This is a genomic window from Clostridium sp. ATCC 25772 (assembly GCF_001573875.1).
Lineage (GTDB): Bacteria > Bacillota > Clostridia > Clostridiales > Clostridiaceae > Clostridium_J > Clostridium_J senegalense.
Window position 1 is genome coordinate 1 of record NZ_LFRG01000198.1, and the last position, 547, is coordinate 547.

At 32.2% G+C, this 547-nt stretch carries 2 protein-coding genes; both read left to right on the forward strand.

The features are described from left to right. Window positions 1-239: thioredoxin family protein (locus tag AZI32_RS17565; protein ID WP_061997198.1), on the forward strand; the 239-nt coding region annotated here is incomplete at its 5' end. A 65-nt stretch (window positions 240-304) separates the two neighbouring features. Then, on the forward strand, window positions 305-547 hold a 243-nt coding region (locus AZI32_RS17570; RefSeq protein WP_242865332.1), incomplete at its 3' end, for a glycine/sarcosine/betaine reductase component B subunit.

The window sequence follows — 547 nt, forward strand, 5'->3', positions numbered from 1 at the left end:
AAGGTTGTGAGCCTTGTAAAGCATTACTTCCAGATATAGAAAAATTTGCAGAAGCATATGGGGAAAACATAAAGTTCTGTAAATTCGATATAACTAAAGCTAGAAGAGTTGCTATAAAAGAGAAGGTTTTAGGTCTTCCAACTATAGCTATATACAAAGATGGAGCTAAAATAGATGAAGTAACAAAAGATGATGCTACAGTTTCTAATATAGAAGCTATGATAAAGAAGCACTTATAAGTAATTAATGGGGATTCAATTCCCCGTTAAAATAAATTAAGTTCAAAAAATTAGGGGGTGCCAATATGCGTCTTGAGTTAGGGAAAATCTTTATAAAAGATGTACAATTTGGAGCAGTAACAGAAGTTAAAGATTCAGTATTATACATCAACAAAGAAGAGATGTTAAAAGAAATTGGTGGAGATGAACATATAAAATCAATAGATTTAGATATAGTTCGTCCAGGGGAAAGCGTTAGAATAATACCAGTTAAAGACGTTATAGAACCGAGAGTAAAAGTTGATGGTAATGGAGGAATATTCCCAGGA